The sequence below is a fragment of the Streptomyces sp. NRRL F-5126 genome, assembly GCF_000721265.1.
Classification (GTDB): domain Bacteria; phylum Actinomycetota; class Actinomycetes; order Streptomycetales; family Streptomycetaceae; genus Streptomyces.
The window spans coordinates 197,591-221,587 of record NZ_JOFZ01000003.1 but is presented as its reverse complement, the minus strand read 5'-3'; the positions used below and the strand labels follow the sequence as shown (position 1 = coordinate 221,587).

Here is a 23,997-nt window from a genome sequence, read left to right as displayed (position 1 = left end):
GGGCCAGCCCGGGCGGTGGCCCACCCCCGGGCGGGGCGCCCGCCGTGCGGCCCAGGGGGCCGGGCCGGGCCGCAGGCCCGGACGCGCGGGCGCACCCGGCGATCTACGTCGCCGGGCGCGCCCGCCGCAGCCGCGGCGACCGTCATCGCTGGCCGTCGGCGAACCACCGGGCGAGCTCCGGGGACGTCCGACGGACCGTCACCGGGCGCCCGTCGCCGCGCAGCGACTCCGTCGCCGCGCAGCCCGCCGCGACGGCCTCCCTGGCCGCGACCGGGCTGGTGTCCGTGTCGGCCCCGGTGCGCACGAACTCGAGGAACTCCGCAACCAGCAGCGGGTCCGCGCCGCCGTGCCCGCCGCTCACGGGCGGCATCGGGACGACCAGGTCGGCGTCGGCGCGGTAGTCGCTCCTGCGCTTCCACACGCGCACCTCGGCGCTCTCGCCGTCGTCGCCGAAGTTCTCGAGACGCCCCTCGGTGCCGATGACCATGTAGTTGCGCCAGTAGTCGGGCGTGTAGTGGCACTGCTGGTAGCTGGCGTGCACCCCGTTGTCCAGGCGCATGACCACCATCGACAGGTCCTCGACGTCGACGACCGGGTTGAGCCCCGTGTTCGACAGCGGCGGCCAGTTGCGCTCCGGGTCGAGCCAGTCGGGCATCACCGATCCCGGCGCCTGGCCCGAGCGGTCCTCGATGTCGCCGTAGAGCGTGAGCCCGCCGAGCGCGGCGACGCGCTCGGTGTAGCCGCCGGCCAGCCAGTGGATGACGTCGAGGTCGTGGGCGCCCTTCTGGAGCAGCAGGCTCGTCGTCCTGCTGCGGTCCGCGTGCCAGTCCTTGAAGTAGAAGTCACCGCCGTGGCCCACGAAGTGGCGGCACCACACGGCCTTCACCTCGCCGATCTCGCCGCGCAGCACCAGGTCGCGCATCACGCGCACCACCGGCATGTGGCGCATGTTGTGCCCCACGTAGAGCCGGGCGCCGCCGCGCTTCGCCGCCTCAAGCACGCGGTCGCAGCCCTCCGTGGTGATGGCGAGCGGCTTCTCCACGAACACCGCCACGCCCGCTTCGAGCAGGTCCACCGCGATGGCCTCGTGCGTGTCATCGGGGGTGATGACGAAGACCGCGTCGAGCTCCTCGGCTGCCAGCAGCTCGTGGTGGCCGCCGTGCAGGCGCACGTCGTCGCCGAACCACTCGCGGGCCCGGTCGTGCGCGCCCGGATCGGTGTCGACCGCCGCCACCACCGCCGCACCCTCGCCCGGGCGGTGCGCCTCGCGCGCCAGGCCGGCCCGCATCCCGAGGCCGACCACGGCCAGGCGCAGGTCGCGGGTGCGGGTGCCGCCGCCCGCGGTGGCGTCCGTGGAGGTGTCTGTCATGGTTGTTCAGCCCTTCATGCCGGAGAAGGCGATGCCCTGGATGAAGTGTCGTTGCATCGCGACGAAGACCACGATCACCGGGAGCGTGGCGAGGAGGGAACCGGCCATGAGGACCGGGTAGTCGGTGAGGTGGGACCCCTGCAGCGAGGCGAGCCCGGCGGACAGTGGCATCTGCGCGGGGTCGGTGTTGACGACCAGCGGCCACATCAGGTCGTTCCACGACCACAGGAAGGTCAGGATGCCGAGCGCCAGCAGCCCCGGGCGCGCCAGCGGCAGCGCGACGCGCCAGTAGACGGTGAACGGGTTGGCGCCGTCGAGACGCGCCGCCTCCTCCAGCTCGACCGGCAGGCCCATGAAGAACTGGCGCAGCAGGAACGTCCCGAAGGCGCTGAACATCCCCGGGACGACCAGCGCCTGCAGCGAGTTGAGCCAGCCGAGGTCCTGCATGATCTGGTACTGCGGCAGCAGGAACAGCTCACCCGGCACCATCAGCACGGCGAGGAACGCGAGGAAGATCGGGCCGCGCCCCGGGAAGCGGATCCGCGCGAACGCGTAGGCGGCCATCGAGCACAGCAGCAGCTGGGCCGCGGTGCGCAGCAGCGTCATGAGCAGTGTGTTGACGAACTCGTGGGCGAAGGGGATGGACGAGAACACCGTCGCGTAGTTCGACCAGTCCCAGTACCGCGGCAGGATCGTCGGCGGCACGCGCGTGGACTCGCCGAAGCTCTTGAAAGAGGTCAGCACCTCCCACAGCAGCGGGAAGACCGTCACCACCGCGCCGACCGTGAGCAGCAGGTGGGCCGGCCACCGCCGGCCCTCGCGGCCGGTGCGCCGAGTCGTCTCAGCCATAGTGGACCCACCTCTTCTGCAAGCGGAACTGGACGGCCGTCAGCGCCAGGATCAGGACGAAGAGCGCGCACACGATGGCAGCGCCGTAACCGCGCTGGTTGTCGTAGAACGCCTTCTGGAAGAAGAGCATCACGACCGTCTCGCCGTCGGTGTACGCCGGATTGGTGATGCCGGCCCCGGTGTTGGCGCCCAGGATCAAGTAGACGAGGTCGAAGACCTGGAGGGACTGGATGACGGACAGCACCGTCGTGAAGAACACCGTCGGGCTGAGCAGGGGCAGCGTGACGGAGAAGAACTGCCGCACGCGCCCCGCCCCGTCGAGGGAGGCCGCCTCGTAGTAGTCCTGGGGTATGGACTGGAGCCCGGCGAGCAGCAGGATCATGTTGTACCCGACGGTCATCCACACGCCCACCACGGCGACGGCGAAGTGGACGGTGGCCGGGTCGGACACCCAGTACGTGCCGTGCACGCCGATGGCGGAGAGCGCCTGGTTGATGATCCCGACGTCGCCGTTGTAGAGCCAGCGCCACACGACGGCGACGGCCGCGGGCATCGTGACGACGGGCAGGAAGTACAGCGTCCTGTACACCCCGGTGCCGCGCATCCCCTTCACGTTCAGCAGGACGGCGAGCAGCATGGAGAGCGGAATGCCCAGCAGCACCAGCACGGTGTAGACGGCGGTGTTCTCCAGCGAGTGCCAGAACTCCGGATCTGTCACCAGCGTGCGGTAGTTGGACAGACCCGTCCAGGTGGTGCCGCCGAACGCGCCCCAGTCGTTGAAGCTGTAGTACAGCGTCTCCAGCACGGGCCACAGGTAGAAGACCGCGAGGCCGAGACCCGCCGGGGCGATGAGGGCGTAGCCCCACCACTTGTCGCGGTGCAGGAATCGCCGCTCGCGCCTGCGCCGCGCGCGGACGTCCGCGGCCGCCGAGGCCCGCGCCGCCGGCACGGCCGGGGCGGGCCGGGTGTCGATGCTCATCGGCTGCCGCCCTTCCCTTCCTGCGCGAGCAGCTTGTCCATCGCCTCGGTGAGCGAACGGGTCGCGTCGGTGAGGCTCTCGTCCCCGCTCCACGCCCGGGCCAGCCACCGCAGCTCCTGGTGCGACCACGCGGCGGTGTTGGTCGAGATCGGGTAGGGCACCGAGTAGCCGACGGCGTCCAGGTGCACTTTGAGGTCGAAGCGCGGCATGGCGTCGGCCCACGTCTGCTGGGTGCCGTTGAACGCCGGGATGGCCGTCCCGTACTTGCCCTGGATCAGCGAGGCGCGCCTGCCCGACATGAACCGCACGAAGTCCCTGGCGAGTTCCGGCTGGGCGGTGCGCGCGTACACGACGTTCGCGAGGCCGTGGATGATCGTGGCGCGGCGCCTGCCCTTCGCCAGCGGTGCCACGTCGACCTTGGCGCGCAGTTCCGGGTCGGCGTAGAACGTGGCCGCGTTGTACGAGGCGTCCTGCACCATGGCCACCTTTCCCGACTGGAACATCTGCGTCGCGTCCGTGTCGGTGAGCTGCTGGAGCGTGGGCGAGGCCTTGTACCGGTGGATCATGTCCACCCACAGCCGCAGGCCCTCCCGGGTGCGCGGGTCGCTGTAGCCGGAGCGCTTGCGGTCCTTCGAGATCACCCAGCCGCCGGCCTGGGCGATCGAGTCGTAGTAGTACTCCTGCGCCCAGACGGGCGCCGCGAGACCGTACGTGCCGCGCTTGCGGTCGGTCAGCCGCTGGGCGTTGGCGATGAGGTCCTGCCAGGTCCAGCTCGCGTCGGGATGGTCGACGCCCGCCCGGTCGAACAGCTCCTTGTTGAACCAGAGCGCGACCGTGTCGAAGTCCTTCGGCGCCCCGTACTGCGTCCCGTTCCACCGGTATAGCGAGACCAGGTCGGCAGGGTAGTCGCCCGGGTCGAGCACGGCGTTCGCGCCGCTCGTCTCCAGGGGCAGGAGCTGGCCGGCATCCGCGTACAGGCCGAAGTTGGGGCCGTTCATCCAGAACACGTCCGGTGCGGAGCCGCTGGTGCACGCGGTGCGCAGCTTGGTCCAGTACGTGCCGTTCGGGGTGAGCTGCACGTCCACGCTCACCCCCGGCCGGGTCTTCTCGAACTCCCTGGCCGCCCGGCGCATGGCGTCCATCTGGTAGACGTCCCAGACGCCGTAGGTGAGGCGGCCGCGCCCGGACTTCGAGGAGGAGGCGGAGGGGCTGCCGCACCCGGCCGCGAGCGCGGTCGTGGCGGCCGCCGTGAGGAGGGCTCTTCTGCGCACGCGGAGCCTTTCTGGGAACCGGTGGGGGGAGGTGGAACCGCGCCGGGACCGCGGTAACCGCTGCCCGGAGCAGCAGTGGGTCGCTGGTCCTTGACGACTTGTCCGTGGACGCTAATTGCTCAAAAATGACGCGTCAAGGGCATGTTCAATCATCTGTGAGCACGAGTGAGGTCTGAGGATGCTCGCGGCGCGTACGCTGCGGCCAGGCGGGCAGCTACGGCAGCAGCCCCGCGCGGCGGGCGGCCACGACCGCCTCCAGGCGGGTGTGCGCGCCCAGCTTGCGCATCGCGGAGCGCAGATACGCCTTCACCGTCTCAGGACGCACACCGAGCGCCTCGGCGGCCGAGGCGTTGGTCGCGCCCGACGCCACGCACGACAGCACGTCCACCTCGCGCGGCGTCAGCGCCACCCGCCGCTCGGGGGAGGGCGCCGCGGCGCCCGACAGCCGCGCGCACGCCGCGAGCAGCGCCGCCCGCAGGTGCGGGTCGCCCACGCGCGGCGCCAGCGCCCGCAGTTCGCCGTGCGCGGCCCGCACCTCCTCCCACGCGCCGGGGCCCGCCACCGGCTCGCGCGTCGAGGCCAGCAGGCGCCGTGCCTCGTCCCGCACCGCCAGCGCCTGCTCCACGTCACGCGCCGCGGCGACCGCCGCGTCGAAGACCCGGTCGCCGATGGGCAGCGGCGCCCTGAGCGCGCCGTACAGCACGCCGCGCACCCGCCGCCGCACCACCACGGGCACCGCGAGCACCGAGCGCAGCCCCTCCGCGGCCACCGCCGCGTCGTACTCGTGGCTGATGTGCCGCGCCTGGGCGTAGTCCGCCACCCCGCAGGGCCTGCCGAGCGCCACCGCCCGGCCGCCGACACCGTTGCCCGACGAGATCAGCAGGCCGCTCAGCGCGGCCGTCGACGCGCCCGTGAGCTCGGTGAGCCGGAGGCTCGCCCCGTCGTGCAGCAGCCCGCCGAACGCGACGGGCAGCCCCGCCGACCTGCGCAGCGCGAGCAGCGCGGACCGTATCTCCAGGGCCTCGTCGGTCGCCGTCACGCCTGCGTCCCTCCAGCGTCTTCCGCGTTACCCCCGTCCGGGGGTGCCCCGACCTGTATCACTGATTGCACGATGCGGGTAAGGGTTCCGGCGAACGGCGGCGAACGGCCGGCGACGAGGAGGACGAGACATGACGGCAGGCGGCACCACAGGCCCGGGCGGCCGGCCGGGCGACCCGACGGGTCGGTTCAGGGCGGCCCGCGACTTCCTGCTCGAACACCGCGAGGACTACGCGGGCGCGTACGAGGGGTTCGTCTGGCCCCGCCCCACCCACTTCAACTGGGCACTCGACTGGTTCGACCGGATCGCCGCCGACCCGGCGAACCGGGAACGGGACTGCCTGCACATCGTGGAGGAGGACGGCACCCGCACCCGCCGCACCTTCCCCGAGATGGCCGAGGCGTCCGACCGGGCCGCCAACTGGCTGCGCGAGCAGGGCGTCAGGCCCGGCGACCGCATCGTCGTGATGCTCGGCAACCAGGTCGAGCTGTGGGAGACGGCCCTCGCCGCCATCAAGCTGCGTGCCGTCGTCATCCCCGCGACCCCGCTCCTCGGCACCCTCGACCTCCGCGACCGGGTCGAGCGCGGCCGCGCCCGCCACGTGATCGTGCGGGCCGCCGACACCGGCAAGTTCGGCGGTGTGCCCGGTCGCTACACCCGCATCGCCGTCGGCGCCGACCCCCTGCCGGACGGCTGGCTCGCCTACGAGGACGCCTACGCCGCGCCCGAGTCCTTCACCCCAGGGGGCCTCACCGCGGCGGACGACCCGCTGATGCTGTACTTCACCTCGGGCACCACGGCCCGGCCCAAGCTCGTCGAGCACACGCACGTCTCGTACCCGATCGGCCACCTCGCGACCATGTACTGGATCGGCCTGCGCCCCGGCGACGTCCACCTGAACATCGCCTCGCCGGGCTGGGCCAAGCACGCCTGGTCGAACCTCTTCGGTCCGTGGAACGCGGAGGCCACGGTCTTCATCCACAACTACACGCGGTTCGACGCGACCCGCCTCATGGCCGAGATGGACGCCGCCGGCGTCACCAGCTTCTGCGCGCCGCCCACGGTCTGGCGGATGCTCATCCAGGCCGACCTCTCCCAGCTGCGCACCCCGCCGCGCGAGGCCGTGGCGGCGGGGGAACCGCTCAACCCCGAGGTCATCGAGACGGTACGGCGCGAGTGGGGTGTCACGATCAGGGACGGGTTCGGCCAGACGGAGACGGCCGTGCAGATCGCCAACTCGCCCGGCCAGCTGCTCAAGGCGGGCTCCATGGGCCGCCCGCTGCCCGGGTTCAGTGTCGAACTGCTCGACCCGATCACCGGCGAACCGGGCGCCGCCGAGGGCGAGATCAGCCTCGACCTCGCGCACCGGCCCGTCGGCCTGATGGCGGGCTACCACGGAGACCAGGAGCGCACGGCCCAGGCCATGGCGGGCGGCTACTACCGCACCGGCGACATCGGCACCAGGGACGCCGACGGCTACCTCACCTACGTGGGCCGCAGCGACGACGTCTTCAAGGCCAGCGACTACAAGATCAGCCCCTTCGAGCTGGAGAGCGCCCTGCTCGAACATCCGGCGGTCGCCGAGGCGGCGGTCGTGCCGGCGCCCGATCCCGTGCGGCTCGCCGTACCCAAGGCGTATGTGGTGCTCGCCGAGGGGTGGCAGCCGGGGCCCGAGACGGCGAAGGCGATCTTCGAGCACTCGCGCGCCGTACTCGCCCCCTACAAGCGCGTGAAGCGGCTCGAGTTCGCCGACCTGCCGAAGACGGTCTCCGGCAAGATCCGCAGGATCGAGCTGCGCGAGGCCACCGCGGCGGGCTCCGCCGCGGAGTACGCGGAAGGGGATCCGGCATGACGTCCCAAACCCCCGCAGGCACCACTCCGGCCCACACGGGCGCGCCGGCGCCGCACGCGTACACGCACGGCACCGGCACCACCGCGCTGCTCGGCGACACCATCGGCGAGAACCTCGCACGCGCGGTCGCCGCGTACCCGGACCGCGAGGCGCTCGTCGACGTGCCGTCCGGCCGCCGCTGGACCTACGCGCGCTTCGGCGCCGACGTGGAGGAGCTGGCGCGCGCCCTGCTCGCACGCGGCGTGGCCAAGGGCGACCGCGTCGGCATCTGGGCGGTCAACTGCCCGGAGTGGGTGCTCGTCCAGTACGCGACGGCCCGCATCGGCGCGATCATGGTCAACATCAACCCGGCGTACCGCGCCCACGAGCTCGAGTTCGTCCTCGGCCAGTCGGGGATCTCCCTGCTCGTGGCCTCGCTCGGGCACCGTACGAGCGACTACCGTGCGATGGTCGAGGAGGTGGCACCCCGCTGCCCCGGGCTGCGGGCCGTGCACTACATCGGCGACCCGAGCTGGGACGAGCTGCTGTCTGCCGCCCAGGGCGCGACGACCGGCGAACTCCACGCGCGGGAAGCGCAGTTGTCCTGCGACGATCCCATCAACATCCAGTACACGTCCGGCACCACCGGATTCCCCAAGGGGGCGACGCTCTCCCACCACAACATCCTCAACAACGGGTACTTCGTGGGTGAGACGGTGAAGTACACCGAGCACGACAGGGTGTGCCTGCCTGTCCCCTTCTACCACTGCTTCGGCATGGTCATGGGAAATCTGGGCGCCACCTCGCACGGCGCCTGCATCGTGATCCCGGCCGCCTCCTTCGGCCCCGGCGACACGCTGCGCGCCGTGCAGCAGGAGCGGTGCACCTCCCTGTACGGCGTGCCGACGATGTTCATCGCCGAGCTGGACCTGCCGGACTTCGCCGCCTACGACCTGTCCTCGCTGCGCACCGGGATCATGGCGGGATCGCCGTGCCCGGTCGAGGTGATGAAGCGGGTCGTCGCCGAGATGAACATGGCCGAGGTCTCCATCTGCTACGGCATGACGGAGACGTCCCCGGTGTCCACGCAGACCCGCGCCGACGACGACCTGGAGCGCCGCACCGGCACCGCGGGCCGCGCGCTGCCGCACATCGAGGTCAAGGTCGTCGACCCGGCGACGGGCGTCACGCTGCGGCGCGGCGAGGCGGGCGAGCTGTGCACCCGCGGGTACAGCGTGATGCTCGGCTACTGGCGCGACCCCGCGCACACGTCCGAGGTGGTGGACGCAGGCCGCTGGATGCACACCGGGGACCTCGCGGTGATCAGGGAGGACGGCTACGTACAGATCGTCGGCCGGATCAAGGACATGATCATCAGGGGCGGCGAGAACATCTATCCGCGCGAGGTCGAGGAGTTCCTCCACACGCACCCGAAGATCGCCGACGTCCAGGTGGTGGGCGTACCGGACGCCCGCTACGGCGAGGAGGTGCTCGCCTGCGTGATCCCCCGCGACGCGGGCGACCCGCCGGGCGCCGACGAGATCGCCGCGTACTGCGAGGGCCGACTCGCGCACTACAAGGTCCCGCGGCGGGTGGAGGTCGTGGACGCGTTCCCGATGACGGTGAGCGGGAAGGTCAGGAAGATCGAACTGAGGGAGCGCTTCTCCGCCCCGGCGGCGGACTGACACCGCGACCGTGCGGCCGCCGGGCGAGCTCGTCCGGGGGTGTCCTGGCCGCGTGCCGGCCGTGCGTCGGGCAGGATGGCATGAGTGAGCAATGGTGACGCACCGGACCCGGCTACCGCGGCCATCGAGGGCGAGCTGCGCTTCCTCGACCCGGCGGTCTTCAGCTCCCCGAGGCTGCTCGGCGAGCTGCTGCACCCGGCGTTCCGCTCCTTCGGCTCCTCGGGCAGGTCGTGGGACCGCCAGTCCTACATCGAGGAGCTGAGGGAGTGGGCGCGTACCACCACACCAGGCACGGTCAGCGGGATGGTGGCCCGGGAGCTCGCGCCCGATCTGGTGCTGCTCACGTTCGACCTCAACATCAGGGAGCGGCGGGTGCACCGCAGCTCCCTGTGGCGCCGGACGGACGGGGGCGGCTGGCAGCTCTACTTCACGCAGGGCACCGCGTTCACCGTGTCGGACATGGGGTGGGACGGCTGACCGCGCCGGCCGCCGCGCCGCGTCACGCCCGGGCGCCCGCCTCCCTGCGCATGCACACGCGCGGCCACGCGTCGAGGCCCATGGCGGCCTCCGCGCGCCTGATCTCCCGCAGCCCTTCGGTCAGCTCGCCCGCGTCCAGCACGCGGAAGCCGAGGCGTGTGTAGTACGGCGCGTTCCAAGGGATGTCCGTGAACGTCGTCAGGGTCAACGGCCGCCCCGTCCGCTCGCCCAGGTGGTCGATGAGCGCGCGTCCGAGTCCGCGGTGCGCGGCCGCGGGAGGACCGACACCTGTTCGATGTGTGCGGCGCCTTCGGTGCCGTCGGGGTCCTCGTGCAGGAGGAAGGCGGCGGGCTGTCCCGCGCCGTCGACGCTCACCCATGCCCGGCCCGCGCTGCGGTAGCCCTCCAGCACGTCGGGTGACGGGGGAGCGTGCCCGGCGACCTCGGCCATGCCGGCCGAGCGGAACAGCTCGCCCGCGGCGAGTTCGATCTCCGGGATCGCGGCCAGGTCGCCCGGGGTGGCCAGTCGTATGAACATGCCGGGGAGCCTACGGGACGACACGCGTCCCCTGCTGTTACATCGTCACCGGCGAGGGCGGCGCCGGCCCGCGCGCGTCCCGGAAGGAGGCGGCGTGTCCGACACCCCCGGCGACGAGGCGCCCAGCGGCGAGAGCGGACCCGGCGGGACGCCGCGCGGCGAGGAGGTTGGGGAGCCGCGCGAAGAGGCGTCCGGGGAGCCCCTCGGGTGGTCGCACGGGCAGTGGACGGGGCGCCGCCGGGAGCCCCTGCAACGGCTGCTGTTCGGCGGTGTGTACGGGTCCGTGCTGGCCAGCGCGCTGGCGGCCGCGCTCGGCAACGAGGGCGGCCCGCCCGATCCCGGTTACGACGCACTGTGGGTGTTCGTGGCCGCGCTGGCGGCCACCGCGGCGCACGGCTACGCGCACGCCATCGCCCACCGCGAGATCGTGCGCGGCAGAGTGCGGCCCGGCACGGTGTGGTCGGTGCTGACGGAGTGGCCGCTGCTCGCCGCGGCGATGCCGACGGTGGCAGCGCTCCTCGGCGCCTACGCGGGCTGGTGGAGCGAGGACGGCGCGCTGGACGTGGCGCTCGTCGTCAACACCGTGGCGCTCTTCGGCTGGGGGCTGTGGGCCGCGAGGGTGGCGGGGCAGCGCTGGGCAGCCGCGTGCCGCGTCGGCTGCGCGGACGTGCTGCTCGGCCTGTTCATCATCGGCGCGAACGTCCTGTCCAAGTGAGCGAGCCCGTCAGACATCCGCGGACAGGAGATCGTCCGCGGCGGTGTTGACCGGCCGCGGAGTACCCGTGAGGTCCATGACGAACAGCGGCACATCCAGCTCGTCGGCGCGGGCGCGCGCGTCGTCCGCGTAGCCCGCGAGCGAGAACAGCACCCCGACGGCCGCGTCCTGCATCCCGTACAGCCAGACGCACTCCACGGCCCGCAGCGGGGTGCGGGTCGTCGTCGGGTCGACCTGGGCGACGACCTCGGGGCCGCGCAGATCGATGCCGGACTCGGGGCGCTGCTCCGCTGCCACCACGCCGTGGAAGCCGAGCCAGCGCAGGTAGAGGCCGGCAGCCGTGACGGCGTCGCGCGCCGTGCGGATCGTCAGCGGACGGAACGCGGGCCTCGGCGCGGCCGCGGTGCGCGGCAGCGGTATGTGGGACGGGCGAGGCGACCAGTCGTGCGGCGGCCAGTCACGCGGTAAGGCCGGCCCCGTGCCGTGCGCCTCCCCGGCGCCGGCCCGGGTCGCCGGGTCGCCGCCCCCTCCGGCGGCGGGCGGCGACTGACCGGGCGCGGGGCGGCCGGGGAGGCGCACGGGTATGCGCAGCGTCGTGCCGCACGGGCAGTCGACCTCGGGCTGCGGCCAGCGCCCGTCCCGTCCGCAGGCCGCGCAGCGCACGACGACCCACTCGTCCGTCCACGACCGCCGCGGCACCGCCTCCGGGCGTGCCTCGGCAGGCAGTGGCGGCGCCACCGGGGCGCCGCAGGCGCAGGCATACGCCCGCGGTGCGTAGTGGTGTCTGCGCCCGCAGGCCGGGCAGTCCACCGTGACCTCCTGCTCCGCTCCCATCGCGTGCCCCCCATATGCCTCTCGTCCATGCCGCCGGTCGCGTTGCGTGGTCCATCGTCCACCAAGAGCGAGGCGTTGGGGAGGGGACCTCGTATTCCCCTCTTGACGGGCCATGGAGACGCCCGTACCTTGACTTCCGTATAGCAAAACAGTAATTCCACATTACGGAATTGGCGCTCTCAGGTGGCGCGACAGAGCCCGACTCCGCCAGCCGAATGAGGAGCACTCATGCCTCGAATGACCGCCGCACGCGCGGCAGTTGAAATTCTGAAGCGCGAGGGTGTGGCCCACGCCTTCGGTGTGCCGGGCGCGGCGATCAACCCGTTCTACGCGGCCCTGAAAGCGGCCGGCGGCGTCCAGCACACGCTTGCCCGCCATGTCGAGGGCGCCTCGCACATGGCCGAGGGCTACACGCGGACCCACCCGGGCAACATCGGCGTGTGCATCGGGACGTCAGGACCCGCGGGCACCGACATGATCACCGGGCTCTACTCGGCGATCGGCGACTCGATCCCGATCCTGTGCATCACGGGCCAGGCGCCCACCGGCGTGATCCACAAGGAGGACTTCCAGGCGGTCGACATCGCCTCGATCGCGGCGCCGGTCACCAAGGCCGCGACGACCGTCATGGAGGCCGCGCAGGTTCCCGGGGTGGTCCAGCAGGCGTTCCACCTGATGCGGTCGGGGCGGCCGGGTCCCGTCCTGATCGACCTGCCCATCGATGTGCAGCAGACGGAGATCGAGTTCGACCCCGAGACGTACGAGCCGCTGCCCGTCTACCGGCCGCTCGCCACCCGGGCGCAGGCCGAGAAGGCCGTCAGGATGCTCGCCGCTTCCGAGCGTCCGCTGATCGTCGCGGGCGGCGGGATCATCAGCGCCGACGCGTCCGAACTGCTGGTGGAGTTCGCGGAACTGACCGGCACGCCCGTGGTGCCGACCCTGATGGGCTGGGGCGCCATCGCCGACGACCACGAGCTCAACGCGGGCATGGTGGGCCTCCAGACCTCGCACCGCTACGGGAACGCCACGTTCCTCGAATCCGACTTCGTGCTCGGCATCGGCAACCGCTGGGCCAACCGGCACACCGGGAAACTCGACGTCTACCGCGAGGGCAGGACGTTCGTCCACGTGGACATCGAACCCACCCAGATCGGCAAGATCTTCGCCCCCGACTACGGCATCGCCTCGGACGCGGGCGCCGCGCTGTCGCTCTTCGTCGAGGTCGCGAAGGAGCTGAAGGCCGCGGGTGAACTCCCCGACAGGGGCGCCTGGGTGGCCGCCTCGCGCGAGCGCAAGGCCACGCTGCACCGCCGCACCCACTTCGACAACGTGCCGCTCAAGCCGCAGCGCGTGTACGAGGAGATGAACCGCGCCTTCGGCCCCGAGACCCGGTACGTCTCCACGATCGGCCTCTCGCAGATCGCCGGCGCGCAGATGCTCCACGTGTACCGGCCGCGCCACTGGATCAACTGCGGCCAGGCGGGCCCGCTCGGGTGGACGATCCCCGCCGCGCTCGGCGTCGCCGCGGCCGACCCGGACGCGAGCGTGGTGGCGCTCTCCGGCGACTACGACTTCCAGTTCATGCTGGAGGAGCTCGCGGTCGGCGCCCAGCACCGCATCCCCTACGTGCACGTGCTCGTCAACAACGCCTACCTGGGGCTCATCCGCCAGGCCCAGCGCGCCTTCGACATCGACTTCCAGGTCAACCTGGAGTTCGACAACATCAACTCACCGGAGACGGGCGGCTACGGCGTCGACCACGTCAAGGTCGCCGAGGGGCTCGGGTGCAAGGCCATCCGCGTCACCGAGCCGGACGGGCTGCTGCCCGCCTTCGAGGAGGCCAAGAAGCTGGCCGCCGAGCACCGGGTGCCGGTGGTCGTCGAGGCCGTGCTCGAACGCATCACCAACATCTCGATGAGCGGGAGCGACATCGGCTCCGTCAACGAGTTCGAGGAGCTGGCCACGCAGCCGGGCCACGCTCCCACCGAGATCCTGCCGCTGGTCTGACCGGCACAGGCCCCGGGGGGACGGCCCCGGGGGTGACGGCGGGGGCCCCGCCACCGGCACGGCCGGTGGCGGGGCCCCTGTTCGCGCGTGCCGCGCACGGACCGCCCTAGACGCGCCCCCGTGCCCCCTCGCGTGTCCTGCCCGCGAGCACGTGGCGCTTCGGGTGGCGCCGCAGGTACTCGCCTTCCAGCTCCGCCGTGCGTGTGTTGTGCCTGTCCAGCGCGTCCTTCGACCCGTGCAGCAGCGTGTCGTGCCGGGTGCGGTGCAGCGTCTCCAGCTCCCTGAGCAGCTGCTGGTCCTCCAGGCGCGCCGGGGCGACCCCCTGCGGCGCGTGTCCCTCGTCGCCCTTGACTGTCATGGGAAGACTCCCTTCCTCCGGGTCCGCGTCCCATACGGCTCCGCACCACATACGTACCCGCTGGAGGCCGAACGTCTCCGTCCGCGCCGTGTCCGCGCCCGGTTGCCGACACCGCGCGGGAGCCGGGCGGCCCGGCGCGCCTCACGGTGGACACGCACGGCGATCACCTGTACGCGTACCGTGCCGGAATCGTGTGCGAATCTCTTCTGCGGATAACCCGCACATTGCGATCATCCGTACCGCTCTGCTGCACACGGCCTCCCCGTGCGCGCGCCCCAGGGCCGGGGCGGTACGGCCGGAATGAGAGGTTCCGGCCGTACGGGCGGCCGTGCGACTGACCGAGGTTCGGACCGCAGTGTGAAGGAACCGCACCCCGTCCATGACGGCCCGGGCACAACACACCACCGCGGCGGGCGACATGTGGACCGGGGCGCCCCGGCGCGGGTGGCTGCCCCGGAGACGTACGTGCTTACATCCTTCGCACGCCACGATGTCACCGGCGAGATGGCCTTCCTGACGGGAGCCGCGGTGGCGGGCGTGCCACGAAGAGCCATGCGAAGGGAAGCTTCACTGATGAACAACACCCCCCAGGTTCAGACCCAGGAGATCTCCGACGCTGACCTGGACAACGTGTCCGGCGGCCTCGTGGGCGGGATCGTCGACAGCGCGATGACCACCGTTGGCTCCGTCAGCGGTGTCAACGTCGGCGGCGTGCTCTCCAGCGTCGACGCCACCGTTTCCCCGTGGGTGAACACCTCCGGCGTCACCGGTATCGTCAGCGGCCTCTGAGCACCGCGGTCGAAAGACCGGCCGATGCCTGACGCGTGTCCCGGATCCGCCTGCCGGCGGAGGCCGGGGCACGTTTCCGTGTGAGGGAACACCGCCGTGCAATTCCGCCAGCAGGCGCTCAGCAAGCTGCAGTCGCCCGAGGAACTCGACCTGCCCGTACGGCTCGCCCGGCCGCGCGGCCTGCTCACGCTCGCCGTGACACTCCTCGCGATGGCCGCCGGGGCGCTGTGGGCGACGACCGGGTACGTGGACTCCAACGTGTCGGCACCGGGCGTCCTCACCTACGGGCAGGGGAGCTACGTGGTGCAGAGCCCCGTCGCCGGGCAGGTCACCGCCGTCCTCGCGAAGGAGGGCGGGCGTGTCGCCGCCGACGCGCCGCTCGTCAAGGTCCGCCGCGCGGACGGCAGGACCGACGTGGTCCGTGCGCTCGCCGCCGGGCGGGTCACCTCCCTCGCCGCCACCATCGGCTCCGTCGTGACGACCGGGTCCGACGTGGCCGCCGTCGAGCGCACCGCGCACGCGCACGACCCCCTCGTGGCGATGCTCTACGTGCCCGCCTCGGGCGGGGCCTCCGTCGCGCCGGGCCAGCCCGTCGACCTCACCCTGCCGTCCGTGCCCGAGGGGACCTACGGCGTGCTGCGGGGCACCGTCAAGGCCGTCGGCAGGACGACGCGGACCCGGCGCCAGATCGCCGCCTTCCTCGGCGACGACCAGCTCGCCGCGCGGTTCACCCGAGGCGGCCAACCCGTCGCCGTCCTCGTCACGCTCGACGCCTCGCGCTCCACCAAGTCCGGCTACGCGTGGTCCTCACCCGCCGGGCCCCCCTTCGCGCTCACGTCGATGACACCCGCCGACGGCTCGGTACGCGTCGCACGGCAGCACCCGGCCGAATGGCTGCTGCCGTGAGCGGGCCCGCTACCGGCGTACCGCCGCAGCGTCAGCTGCCGCCAGGGGCCCATCGGCGCCACCGCACCGGTACCGGCGGGAAGCGCGCGGCCCGGCAGCCCGCCTCCCGGCGCGCGGCCCGCGCCCGCACCGTGCGCACCCCCACCGTGCTGCAGATGGAGGCCGTCGAGTGCGGCGCCGCCTGCCTCGCCATGGTCCTCGCCCACCACGGCCGCCACGTGCCGCTCGAAGAGCTGCGCATCGCCTGCGGCGTCTCCCGGGACGGCTCACGCGCCAGCAACCTGCTGAAGGCGGCACGCGGCTACGGACTCACCGCCAAGGGCATGCAGATGGAGACCGCGGCGCTCGCCGGCGTGCAGGGCCCCGCCATCCTGTTCTGGGAGTTCAACCACTACGTCGTCTACGAGGGGACGGGCCGCAGGTTCGGAGCCCGCGGGGTGCACATCAACGACCCCGGCAGAGGCCGCAGGTTCGTGCCCGCCGAGGAGTTCGACACCAGCTTCACCGGCGTCGTCCTCGTCTTCGAGCGCTCCGGCGCCTTCGCGGCGGGCGGCCGCAGGCCCGGAGTCCTGCGCGCCCTGCCCTCCCGGATGCGCGGCACCGCGGGCACCCTGTTCGCCGCGCTGCTCGCCGGGCTCCTGCTCGTCGCGGTCGGCGCCGCCGTGCCCGCGCTGAGCCGCACCTACATCGACCTGTTCCTCGTCGGCGGCCGCACATCGCTGCTCGGGCCGCTGTTCGCCGCGATGGCCGCCATGATCGCGCTGACCGCCGTCCTGACCGGCCTGCAACAGGCCAACCTGCTGCGCGGGCGCATCATCTCCTCCACGCTCAGCAGCGCACGCTTCATGCGCCACCTGATGCGCCTGCCCGTCACGTTCTTCGCCCAGCGCAGCCCCGCCGACCTCGTCCAGCGCCTCCAGTCCAACGACTCCGTCGCCGAGACCCTCGCCAGAGACCTCTCCGCCGCGGGCGTCGACGGCCTCGTCGTCGTCCTGTACGCGTTCCTGCTGTGGACGTACGACCCCCAGCTCACCGTCATCGGCGTGCTCGTGGCCCTGCTGAACGTCGTGGCGATGCGCGTCGTGATCAGGCTGCGCGCCACCCACACCCAGAAGCTGCGCGCCGACAGCGCACGCCTGACCACTACCTCGTACACCGGCCTCCAGCTCATCGAGACGCTGAAGGCGACCGGCGGCGAGGACGGCTACTTCAGGCGCTGGGCCGGGCAGCACGCCACCACCCTGGAGGAGCAGCAGCGGCTGGGCGTGCCGAGCGCCGCGCTCGCGGTCGTCGCCCCGCTCCTCGCCACCCTCAACAGCGCGCTGATCCTGTGGATCGGCGGCCTGCGCGCCGTCGACGGGCACATCTCCATCGGGCTGCTCGTCGCGTTCCAGGCGCTCGTCACCCGCTTCACGGCGCCCGTCACGCGCCTCAACGGCGTCGCGGGGCGTATCCAGGACTTCGCCGCCGACGTCACCCGCCTCAAGGACGTCGAGAGCTTCCCCGCCGACGCCCTCTACACCCGGGACGAGCCCGGCGGGCCCTCGGCCACCCGCCGTCTGGCCGGGCATGTCGCCCTGGAAGGCGTCACGTTCGGCTACAGCCCGCTCGACGCCCCGCTGCTCGACGGCTTCAGCCTGACCGTGGGCCCCGGCAGGCAGGTCGCGCTCGTCGGCGGCTCGGGAAGCGGCAAATCCACCGTCTCGCGGCTGATCTCCGGCCTCCACCGGCCCTGGCAGGGCACCGTCTCCATCGACGGGCGGCGCATCGAGGACATACCGCGCGGTGCGCTCGCGGCGTCCGTCTCCTTCGTCGACCAGGACGTGTTCCTCTTCGAGGGCACGGTGCGGGACAACGTGGCGCTGTGGGACCCGTCCATCCCCGACGAGGCGGTCGTCGCGGCGCTGCGCGACGCCGCCCTGTACGACGACGTGATCGCCCGGCGGCCCGACGGCATCCACACCCGCGTCGAGCAGGACGGCCGCAACTTCTCCGGCGGGCAGCGGCAGCGCCTGGAGATCGCGCGCGCCCTCGTGCGCGGCCCGAGCGTCCTGGTGCTCGACGAGGTGACCAGCGCACTGGACGCGGAGACCGAACGGGTCATCATGGACAACCTGCGGCGGCGCGGCTGCGCCTGCGTGGTGATCGCGCACCGGCTGTCCACCGTGCGCGACAGCGACGAGATCGTCGTGCTCGACCACGGCACGGTCGTCGAACGCGGCCGCCACGAGGAACTGCTCGCCGCGGCAGGGACCTACGCCGGCCTCGTCAGGGAGCGGTGACACGGTGACGGCGACCGGTCAGGAGGCCTGGCACGCGGAGAGCGACGCCGTTCTCGCGGCGTTCGAGGGCGTCGGCACGCCCGAGGACATCACGGGGCGGACGTCCGTGGACCTGGCGGGCCCCCAGGTGCTGTGGCTGGTGGCCGGCGGCAGGCTCGACCTCTTCGCCGTCGACGCCGTGGGCCGCGGCCCTTGGCACTTCCTCGGCCGTCTTGAGGCCGGCACGCTGCTGCTCGGGCCCGTCGAAGGGCCGAGGCACACGCTGCTCGGCAGGCCGGGCGAGGACTGCGTGCTGCGCAGGATCCCGCTGCGCGAACTGACCAGGCCGTACCCCGCCGAGGAGGCGCGGGGGTGGGACAGCACCGCGGCAGCCACGCAGTCCCCGCTGGAGCGGGCGTTCGCGCTCGGCATCGGCCGCGGACTCGGCGTGCTCTTCGAGGCACCGCTCGGCGCCCGGCTCGCGGGCGAGGACCAGGCGTACGACGAGGCCGTGGCCGACGACGACGTGCTGTGGATGCCCGTGCCCGCGGGCAGCGTCGAGCCCGGTGCCGCGTACAGCCGGGACTTCGCCGGGGACCTGCTCGTCGACGGCTCGATGTGGCAGTCCATGGTCGCCCAGCAGTACCGCCTGCTCGCCGCCGTCGACCGGTGGATCGCCGGCCGCGAACAGGCTCACGAGGACCGCACGGCCGCCGGCATCGCGGCCGGCGAGCGCGCCCACGCCCACGCCGACCGTGCCCTCGTCGCGTCCATCGACGGCCGCGCAGAGGCCGGCGGGCGGCAGCGTGCCGACGGTGACGACGCGGTGTTCGCCGTGTGCCGCCAGGTCGCCGCGGCGAGTGGCATCCGGCTCGGCGACCCGCCGCGCGAGAACGGGACCGCCCCGGCCAGGCTGAGCGCCGTCGAACGGATCGCCGCCCATGCCCGCGTGCGCACCCGCGCGGTACGGCTCGACGGCGCGTGGTGGCGCACCGACGTCGGACCGCTCGTCGGCACCAGGGCCAGGTCGGGCGCGCCTGTCGCGCTGGTGTGGCGGCGCGGCGGCTACGAGGCGGCCAACCCGCTCAGCGGCTCGCGCACGCGCGTCACGGCGGCCAACGCCGACGAGTTCGAACCGCGCGGCGTCATGTTCTACCGCCCGCTGCCCGATCGTCCGCTGGGCGCGCCGCGACTGGTGCGCTTCGCGCTGCACGGCGCACGGCGGGACCTGCGTGCCCTGGTGCTCGCCGGGCTCGTCACCGTCGCGCTCGGCGCCCTCGTGCCCGTCGCCACGGGCCGCGTGCTCGGCTCCTACGTACCGCACGCGCGCACCAGCCTCATCGTGCAGGTATCGATCGCCGTGATGGTGGCGGGCGCCGTCTCGGCGGCGTTCGGCCTGCTGCAGAACCTCACCATGCTGCGCATCGAGGGCCGCATGGAGGCCACCCTGCAACCGGCCGTGTGGGACAGGCTCCTCAGGCTGCCCACCGCCTTCTTCGCAGGCCGCTCCACGGGCGAACTCGCCAGCGCCGCGATGGGGGTGAGCGCGGTGCGCAGGGTGCTGTCGGGCATCGCGCCCGTGGTGCTGCAGTCGACGACCGTCGGGGTGATGAACCTCGGGCTGCTGCTGTTCTACAGCGTGCCGCTCGCGCTGGTGGCGCTTGCCATGCTCGCCGTCGTCAGCGCAGTCTTCCTCGCCATCGGACTGTGGCAGGTGCGGTGGCAGCGGCGGCTGGTGAAGCTCTCCAACAAGCTCAACAACCAGGCGTTCCAGACGCTGCGCGGCCTGCCGAAGCTGCGGGTCGCGGCGGCGGAGAGCTTCGCCTACGCCGCGTGGGCGCGCGAGTTCGCCAGGTCCCGCACCATGCAGCAGCGCGCGGGCCACATCAAGAACGTGAACACCGTCGTCGACGCGGTCTACCTGCCGCTGTGCACGCTGCTGATGTTCATGGTCCTCGCGGGGCCCGCCCGCGGCACCCTGTCGTCCGCGTCGTTCCTCACGTTCAACACGTCGGTGACGATGCTGCTGACGTCCGTCACGCAGCTGACCGGCGCGCTGGTCTCGGCCGTGGCCGCGCTGCCCCTGTACGAGCAGGTGCGTCCGGTGCTGCGCGGTGATCCTGAGGTGCGGCGCGGCAGCGCGGCGCCCGGCGAGCTCACCGGCGCGTTCGCGGCGCGCGGTGTGTCCTTCCGCTACGGCGACGACGGCCCGCTCGTGCTCGACGGTGTGAGCGTCGAGGTCGCGGCCGGCGAGTTCGTCGCGGTGGTCGGGCCGAGCGGCTGCGGCAAGTCCACCCTGCTGCGGCTGCTGATCGGCTTCGAGTCACCGGCGTCGGGCTCCGTCCTGTACGACGGGCAGGACCTCGCCGCCCTCGACCTCGCGGCCGTGCGCCGCCAGTGCGGCGTCGTGCTGCAGAACGCGCAGCCGCTGACCGGCTCCATCCTCGACTGCGTGCGCGGCGCGGAGGCGTACACCCAGGAGGAGGTGTGGGAGGCGGTGGAGAGGGCGGGCCTCGCCGACGACGTCCGGCGCATGCCCATGGGGCTGCACACGATGATCGCCGGCGGCGGCGCCGTCTCGGGCGGGCAGCGGCAGCGCCTGATGATCGCCCAGGCGCTGGTGCGCCGCCCGCGCATCCTCTTCTTCGACGAGGCGACCAGCGCCCTCGACAACGAGACGCAGCGCGTCGTCATGCAGAGCACCAGGGCGCTGCACGCGAGCCGCCTGGTCATCGCGCACCGCCTGAGCACGGTGCTCGACGCCGACCGCGTGGTGGTGATGGACGCCGGCCGCGTGGTCGAGCAGGGGGCGCCCGCCGCGCTGCTCGCGGACCCGGCCGGCCGGCTGAGCGAGCTGGTGCGCCGCCAGATGGTCTGAGCGGCATGCGACAGCGCCCCGCCGCCGGCTTCGGTGCCGGCGGCGGGGCGCCGCGGTCCTCGGGGCGGGGCGCGCGGCCCGCCCGGGCCGCTACTTCTCCTCGGGCTCCTCGACGATCCGGCTGGCCTCCGGCCGGCTGCTGATGGCCTTGATCGCCGGAGTGATCATCTGGTCGTAGGCCACCGCGCCGACGACACCGCCGATGAGCGGTCCCGCGATGGGAATCCACCAGTAGCTGGTGAACCACTGGAATTTACCGGGAAACGCGATCTGGCCCCAGCCCTCGGCATAAGCGAGCAGGCGGGGCCCGAAATCACGGGCGGGGTTGATCGCGTATCCGGCGTTCGTTCCGATGGCCATGCCGATCACCACGACGACCATGCCGATGAGGAACGGCCCGAGATTGGATTCGGGCGCCACATTCTTGGTGTCGCTGATGGCGCAGATCAGCAGCACCAGGACCCCGGTTCCCACGATCTGGTCGAGCAGCGGACCCCACCACGAACTCCCGAAGTACTCGGCGGGGAAGGTCGCGAAGATCGAGTACGTGGAAAGGGAATGGTCCCGTGTGAGATGCGCCTTGTGGTCGAACGCGTCGATCGCCCAGTGGTACATCGCGTAGACGAGGGCCGCGGCGACGAAGGCGCCGAAGACCTGCGCCACCCAGTAGGCGGGGATCTTGCGCCAGGGGAAGGTCCGCCGCACGGCGAAGGCCAGGGTCACCGCGGGGTTGATGTGCGCCCCGCTGATGCCGCCTGCGACGTACACGCCGAACACGACGGCGAAGCCCCAGCCCCACGAGATGATCAGCCAGTCCCCGGCTCCGAAGGGCGCGGCCTGGCGCCCCGAACCCGGCAGCCCTGCGACCGCGACGGCTACCGAACCGCAGCCCAACAGAATCAGGACGAACGTGCCCAGGAATTCGGCGATCAATTCGCCTGCCAGACCCTCACGGTAACCGCGTCTACGCGAACCGTGTTCCGCACTGCGCACAGCCATCTGCCCTCCATGGTCGGATGGAACACGCCCGTCCATCCCATAGAGGAAACGTAGGCGGAGAGCCTGGCCAGGAAAGGAGTCTGGTGGCGCGTCACGTGTATGCCCACCAAATGGCTCAGTGTGGAAGTGTCCGGAGATCACTCTCGCGGAGGTGTCTTCGTCGTGCGTGGTACCGGGCGGCGGCGGCGCCTGGGCGCGACATGACAGGTGTCGGCGCCGCCACCGCCCGGGGTCTCATGGGGCCGCTGGGGGGCTCAGGACCGCCCCGGCCCCTCGGGGCTCAGGCCTGCTCGCCGGAGAGGCGTTCCACGGAGCGCAGCAGCGCGGAGTGGTCGAGCCCGCCGTCTCCCTGCGCACGCAGCGACGCGACGAGCTGGGCCACCACGGCGCCGACGGGCAGGGCGGCGCCCACATTGCGCGCGGCGTCGGTGACGATCCCCATGTCCTTGTGGTGCAGGTCGATACGGAAGCCGGGCTTGAAGTCCCGGTTCAGGAAGTTGTCCTTCTTCCGGGTCAGCACCGTCGACCCGGCGAGCCCGCCGTTCAGCACGTCGAGCGCGGCGGTCAGGTCGACACCCGACTTCTCCAGGAAGACCACCGCCTCGGCGCACGCCTCGATGTTGACGGCGACGATCAGCTGGTTCGCCGCCTTGACGGTCTGCCCGGAACCGTGCGGGCCGCACAGCACGACCGTCTTGCCGAGCGCGTCGAACAGCGGCTTCGCGGCGTCGAAGTCGGCGCGTTCGCCGCCGACCATGATGGACAGTACGGCCTCGACGGCCCCGGCCTCGCCGCCGGAGACCGGCGCGTCCAGGACGCGCAGCCCCTTCTCGGCGCCGGCCTTCGCGAGATCGACGGACGTCTGCGGCGTGATCGACGACATGTCGATCAGCAGGGCGCCGGGCCCGGCGTGCGCGAGGATCCCGTCGGGGCCGTACGCGACGGCCTCCACCTGCGGCGAAGCGGGAACCATGGTGACGATCACGTCGGCGTCCTTGACCGCCTCGGCGATCGAGGACGCGGGCGTCCCGCCGGCCGCGGCGAGGCGGTCGAGCTTGGCGGGTTCCAGGGTGTGGCCGGTCACGGTGTAACCGGCCTTGATCAGGTTCTCGGACATGGGGGAGCCCATGATGCCGAGGCCGATCCACGCGATCTTGGGAAGGTCGGTCATGAGTGTGCGCCTTTCGGGATGCTCGGGGCGGCGCGCCGTGAGCGGGCGCCGGGGGAGGGATCAGCCGGGATCACCGGGATCCGCCGGGGGAGTCGATCAGGTGGGGAGGGGGCTCAGGCGGCGAGCCAGCCGAAGGCCTCGCTGCTCGGCAGGGAGCCCGGCTTGTACTCCAGGCCGACCCAGCCGTCGTATCCGGCCTTGCGCAGGCGGCCGACGAGGTCGGCAAGCGGGAGCGACCCGGTGCCGGGCGCGCCGCGGCCGGGGTTGTCGGCGATCTGGACGTGACCCGTCCTGGCGGCGTAGCGGTCGATGACGCCGGCCAGGTCCTCCCCGTTCATCGACAGGTGGTAGAGGTCCAGGAGGAAGGCGGCGTTGCCGAGGCCCGTGGCCTCGTTGACGCGGTCCACGACCTCGACGGCCGCGGGCGCGCTGACGAGCGGGTAGTGCGGCGACTCGGGCTCGTTGAGTGCCTCGATCAGCACGGTGGCGCCTGCCCGGTGTGCGGCGCGCGCCGCGAGCGTCAGGTTCTCCAGGGCGAGCGCGTCCTGCTCTGCGGGGTCGACGCCGTCCACGCGGTTGCCGTAGAGCGCGTTGAGGGCCTTGCAGCCGACGGACGCCGCGAAGTCGACGGCGACGTCGATGTTGGCCCTGAAGCGGTCGGACTCGTGGCCGGGCACGGACAGCGCGCCGCGGTCGGGTCCCGGCAGCCGGCCCGCGTAGAAGTTGAGCCCGACGAGCCGGGTGCCCGCCCCGGTGAGCGCCTCGCGCAGGGCGTCCAGGTCGCTCCCGGGCGGCGTGGCGGTGTCGGTCCACGGCCACCACAGCTCGACGGCTGTGAACCCGGCAGCGGCGGCCGCGGCGGGCCGGTCGAGCAGGGGGAGTTCGGTGAACAGCATCGACAGGTTCACGGCGTAGCGCTCGTCGAAGGGCATGATATCCAGCATCCATTTCCGTATAGCGGAAGTGTATTTCTGCTTACCGGAAGAATGCCGGTCGCGCCGTAGACGTGTCAAGGGGAGGTCCCGTACCGCCGTCCCTGGGC

19 protein-coding genes and 1 pseudogene are annotated in these 23,997 nt (G+C 72.4%); 9 read left to right on the top strand and 11 right to left on the bottom strand.

Features of this window, described 5'->3' with window-relative positions:
• Positions 1-142: 142 nt before the first annotated feature.
• The 5 genes from IH48_RS0107480 to IH48_RS0107460 form a co-directional block, all read right to left on the bottom strand.
• Complete coding sequence (locus IH48_RS0107480; RefSeq protein WP_051839327.1) at positions 143-1,369, bottom strand: Gfo/Idh/MocA family protein; 1,227 nt, start codon at positions 1,367-1,369, stop codon at positions 143-145.
• A gap of 6 nt (positions 1,370-1,375) precedes the next feature.
• The gene (locus tag IH48_RS0107475) at positions 1,376-2,218 is read right to left on the bottom strand and encodes a carbohydrate ABC transporter permease (RefSeq protein WP_030900802.1); all 843 of its coding nucleotides are present in this window, start codon (positions 2,216-2,218) and stop codon (positions 1,376-1,378) included.
• A complete protein-coding gene (locus IH48_RS0107470) occupies positions 2,211-3,197 on the bottom strand; it encodes a carbohydrate ABC transporter permease (RefSeq protein ID WP_030900800.1) in 987 nt (328 codons plus the stop codon). The genes IH48_RS0107475 and IH48_RS0107470 overlap by 8 nt, the downstream gene beginning before the upstream one ends.
• A complete protein-coding gene (locus tag IH48_RS0107465; protein ID WP_037841232.1) occupies positions 3,194-4,468 on the bottom strand; it encodes an ABC transporter substrate-binding protein in 1,275 nt (424 codons plus the stop codon). The genes IH48_RS0107470 and IH48_RS0107465 overlap by 4 nt, the downstream gene beginning before the upstream one ends.
• Positions 4,469-4,682: 214 nt before the next feature.
• Complete coding sequence (locus tag IH48_RS0107460) at positions 4,683-5,507, bottom strand: helix-turn-helix transcriptional regulator (protein WP_030900797.1); 825 nt, start codon at positions 5,505-5,507, stop codon at positions 4,683-4,685.
• 130 nt (positions 5,508-5,637) lie between these two features.
• Here IH48_RS0107460 and IH48_RS0107455 point away from each other — a divergent pair, with 130 nt between their 5' ends.
• From IH48_RS0107455 to IH48_RS0107445, 3 genes are all read left to right on the top strand, one after another.
• A complete protein-coding gene (locus tag IH48_RS0107455; protein ID WP_037841229.1) occupies positions 5,638-7,359 on the top strand; it encodes an AMP-binding protein in 1,722 nt (573 codons plus the stop codon).
• On the top strand, positions 7,356-9,023 hold the full coding sequence (locus IH48_RS0107450; RefSeq protein WP_030900794.1) for an AMP-binding protein: 1,668 nt from the start codon (positions 7,356-7,358) through the stop codon (positions 9,021-9,023). The genes IH48_RS0107455 and IH48_RS0107450 overlap by 4 nt, the downstream gene beginning before the upstream one ends.
• Before the next feature lie 84 nt (positions 9,024-9,107).
• Positions 9,108-9,500 carry a DUF4440 domain-containing protein gene (locus tag IH48_RS0107445; protein WP_030900792.1) on the top strand — a complete coding sequence of 131 codons (393 nt, stop codon included), beginning with the start codon at positions 9,108-9,110 and terminating at the stop codon, positions 9,498-9,500.
• Positions 9,501-9,522: 22 nt separating this feature from the next.
• Here IH48_RS0107445 and IH48_RS33075 read toward each other — a convergent pair.
• Positions 9,523-10,037: pseudogene (locus tag IH48_RS33075) on the bottom strand (GNAT family N-acetyltransferase).
• Between the two features lie 94 nt (positions 10,038-10,131).
• On the opposite strand from IH48_RS33075, the gene IH48_RS0107435 reads away from it, so the two are divergent.
• The gene (locus IH48_RS0107435) at positions 10,132-10,752 is read left to right on the top strand and encodes a hypothetical protein (RefSeq protein ID WP_324604291.1); all 621 of its coding nucleotides are present in this window, start codon (positions 10,132-10,134) and stop codon (positions 10,750-10,752) included.
• Between the two features lie 9 nt (positions 10,753-10,761).
• Here the strand turns inward: IH48_RS0107435 and IH48_RS0107430 are convergent, their stop codons facing one another.
• The gene (locus IH48_RS0107430; RefSeq protein ID WP_030900786.1) at positions 10,762-11,586 is read right to left on the bottom strand and encodes a hypothetical protein; all 825 of its coding nucleotides are present in this window, start codon (positions 11,584-11,586) and stop codon (positions 10,762-10,764) included.
• A 228-nt stretch (positions 11,587-11,814) separates the two neighbouring features.
• Here IH48_RS0107430 and gcl point away from each other — a divergent pair, with 228 nt between their 5' ends.
• Complete coding sequence (gene gcl, locus IH48_RS0107425) at positions 11,815-13,593, top strand: glyoxylate carboligase (protein ID WP_030900784.1); 1,779 nt, start codon at positions 11,815-11,817, stop codon at positions 13,591-13,593.
• Between the two features lie 106 nt (positions 13,594-13,699).
• Here the strand turns inward: gcl and IH48_RS0107420 are convergent, their stop codons facing one another.
• Positions 13,700-13,951 (bottom strand): DUF6158 family protein, encoded by a 252-nt coding sequence (locus tag IH48_RS0107420; RefSeq protein ID WP_030900782.1) that lies wholly within the window; start codon positions 13,949-13,951, stop codon positions 13,700-13,702.
• Between the two features lie 573 nt (positions 13,952-14,524).
• Here IH48_RS0107420 and IH48_RS0107415 point away from each other — a divergent pair.
• The 4 genes from IH48_RS0107415 (at position 14,525) to IH48_RS0107400 (ending at position 20,785) form a co-directional block, all read left to right on the top strand.
• Positions 14,525-14,740: a hypothetical protein gene (locus IH48_RS0107415; protein WP_030900780.1), complete on the top strand. Its 216-nt coding sequence runs from the start codon at positions 14,525-14,527 to the stop codon at positions 14,738-14,740.
• Between the two features lie 96 nt (positions 14,741-14,836).
• Positions 14,837-15,646 (top strand): HlyD family efflux transporter periplasmic adaptor subunit, encoded by an 810-nt coding sequence (locus IH48_RS0107410; RefSeq protein WP_030900777.1) that lies wholly within the window; start codon positions 14,837-14,839, stop codon positions 15,644-15,646.
• On the top strand, positions 15,631-17,928 hold the full coding sequence (locus IH48_RS0107405; protein ID WP_078849540.1) for an NHLP family bacteriocin export ABC transporter peptidase/permease/ATPase subunit: 2,298 nt from the start codon (positions 15,631-15,633) through the stop codon (positions 17,926-17,928). The genes IH48_RS0107410 and IH48_RS0107405 overlap by 16 nt, the downstream gene beginning before the upstream one ends.
• Before the next feature lie 4 nt (positions 17,929-17,932).
• Positions 17,933-20,785 (top strand): NHLP bacteriocin export ABC transporter permease/ATPase subunit, encoded by a 2,853-nt coding sequence (locus tag IH48_RS0107400; RefSeq protein WP_030900772.1) that lies wholly within the window; start codon positions 17,933-17,935, stop codon positions 20,783-20,785.
• Between the two features lie 90 nt (positions 20,786-20,875).
• On the opposite strand, the gene IH48_RS0107395 is transcribed toward IH48_RS0107400, so the two are convergent.
• From IH48_RS0107395 to IH48_RS0107385, 3 genes are all read right to left on the bottom strand, one after another.
• Entirely contained in the window at positions 20,876-21,784 is a 909-nt protein-coding gene (locus IH48_RS0107395) for an MIP/aquaporin family protein (RefSeq protein ID WP_030900771.1), read from the bottom strand.
• A gap of 280 nt (positions 21,785-22,064) precedes the next feature.
• Positions 22,065-22,955, bottom strand: a complete 891-nt coding sequence (locus IH48_RS0107390; protein ID WP_030900769.1) for a 2-hydroxy-3-oxopropionate reductase — start codon at positions 22,953-22,955, stop codon at positions 22,065-22,067.
• Between the two features lie 113 nt (positions 22,956-23,068).
• Positions 23,069-23,899, bottom strand: coding sequence for a TIM barrel protein (locus tag IH48_RS0107385; protein WP_420705454.1), 831 nt, complete (start codon positions 23,897-23,899; stop codon positions 23,069-23,071).
• Between the last annotated feature and the right edge of the window lie 98 nt (positions 23,900-23,997).

What these genes read in the sequence shown, in the direction of transcription:
- IH48_RS0107480 (WP_051839327.1), bottom strand. Translation starts at nt 1,369, where the DNA reads ATGACAGACACCTCCACGGACGCCACCGCGGGCGGCGGCACCCGCACC.
- IH48_RS0107390 (WP_030900769.1), bottom strand. Translation starts at nt 22,955, where the DNA reads ATGACCGACCTTCCCAAGATCGCGTGGATCGGCCTCGGCATCATGGGC.
- IH48_RS0107450 (WP_030900794.1), top strand. Translation starts at nt 7,356, where the DNA reads ATGACGTCCCAAACCCCCGCAGGCACCACTCCGGCCCACACGGGCGCG.
- IH48_RS0107470 (WP_030900800.1), bottom strand. Translation starts at nt 3,197, where the DNA reads ATGAGCATCGACACCCGGCCCGCCCCGGCCGTGCCGGCGGCGCGGGCC.
- IH48_RS0107385 (WP_420705454.1), bottom strand. Translation starts at nt 23,899, where the DNA reads ATGCTGGATATCATGCCCTTCGACGAGCGCTACGCCGTGAACCTGTCG.
- IH48_RS0107475 (WP_030900802.1), bottom strand. Translation starts at nt 2,218, where the DNA reads ATGGCTGAGACGACTCGGCGCACCGGCCGCGAGGGCCGGCGGTGGCCG.
- IH48_RS0107420 (WP_030900782.1), bottom strand. Translation starts at nt 13,951, where the DNA reads ATGACAGTCAAGGGCGACGAGGGACACGCGCCGCAGGGGGTCGCCCCG.
- gcl (WP_030900784.1), top strand. Translation starts at nt 11,815, where the DNA reads ATGCCTCGAATGACCGCCGCACGCGCGGCAGTTGAAATTCTGAAGCGC.
- IH48_RS0107415 (WP_030900780.1), top strand. Translation starts at nt 14,525, where the DNA reads ATGAACAACACCCCCCAGGTTCAGACCCAGGAGATCTCCGACGCTGAC.
- IH48_RS0107455 (WP_037841229.1), top strand. Translation starts at nt 5,638, where the DNA reads ATGACGGCAGGCGGCACCACAGGCCCGGGCGGCCGGCCGGGCGACCCG.
- IH48_RS0107430 (WP_030900786.1), bottom strand. Translation starts at nt 11,586, where the DNA reads ATGGGAGCGGAGCAGGAGGTCACGGTGGACTGCCCGGCCTGCGGGCGC.
- IH48_RS0107395 (WP_030900771.1), bottom strand. Translation starts at nt 21,784, where the DNA reads ATGGCTGTGCGCAGTGCGGAACACGGTTCGCGTAGACGCGGTTACCGT.
- IH48_RS0107405 (WP_078849540.1), top strand. Translation starts at nt 15,631, where the DNA reads ATGGCTGCTGCCGTGAGCGGGCCCGCTACCGGCGTACCGCCGCAGCGT.